Origin of the sequence: Nitrobacter sp. 62-23 (assembly GCF_001897285.1) — a bacterium.
Taxonomy (GTDB): domain Bacteria; phylum Pseudomonadota; class Alphaproteobacteria; order Rhizobiales; family Xanthobacteraceae; genus Nitrobacter.
On sequence record NZ_MKSM01000124.1, the window covers coordinates 1 to 659 of the forward strand.

A 659-nucleotide genomic window follows, 5' to 3' on the forward strand; every position below is an offset into this window, starting at 1 on the left:
CCGCTATGCAACGGTGGGCGACATCATCGTCGTGTCGATCAAGGAAGCCATCCCGCGCGGGAAGGTGAAGAAGGGCGACGTCATGAAGGCGGTGGTCGTGCGGGTGGCCAAGGACATCCGCCGCGCGGACGGCTCGGTGATCCGTTTCGACCGCAACGCCGCCGTGCTGATCAACAATCAGTCCGAGCCGGTCGGCACCCGTATTTTCGGACCGGTGCCGCGCGAGTTGCGCGCCAAGAACCATATGAAGATCATTTCGCTGGCGCCGGAGGTGCTGTGATGGCTGCCAAGATCCGGAAAGGCGACAAGGTTATCGTCCTGTCGGGCCGCGACAAGGGTCGCACCGGCGAGGTGTTCGAGGTGCGTCCCGCGGAGAGCAGGGCGCTGGTGCGCGGCGTCAACATGGTGAAGCGCCACCAGAAGCAGACCCAGAACCGGGAGGGCGGCATCATCTCGAAAGAGGCGCCGGTCCACCTGTCCAAGATCGCGATCGTCGGCAAGGACGGCAAGCCGACCCGCGTCGGTTTCAAGATTCAGGCCGACGGCACCAAGGTGCGTGTCGCCAAGCGTTCGGGAGCGGAGATCGATGGCTGAGACGGCTTACGTGCCGCGCCTGCGCGCGGAGTATGACAAGAGCATCCGCGCCCGGCTGACCGAGC

General features: G+C 65.1%; 2 protein-coding genes. Both read left to right on the forward strand.

Annotation, left to right across the window (positions count from 1 at the left end):
- A partial coding sequence (gene rplN / locus BGO16_RS14485) for a 50S ribosomal protein L14 (RefSeq protein ID WP_292619521.1) occupies nucleotides 1-280 on the forward strand: 280 nt, incomplete at its 5' end.
- Nucleotides 280-594, forward strand: a complete 315-nt coding sequence (gene rplX, locus BGO16_RS14490; RefSeq protein ID WP_292619523.1) for a 50S ribosomal protein L24 — start codon at nucleotides 280-282, stop codon at nucleotides 592-594. The genes rplN and rplX, both read left to right, overlap by 1 nt.
- Nucleotides 595-659 lie beyond the last annotated feature (65 nt).

Excerpts from the sequence above, each read along its gene's own strand:
- rplX (WP_292619523.1), top strand. The coding sequence starts at position 280 with ATGGCTGCCAAGATCCGGAAAGGCGACAAGGTTATCGTCCTGTCGGGC.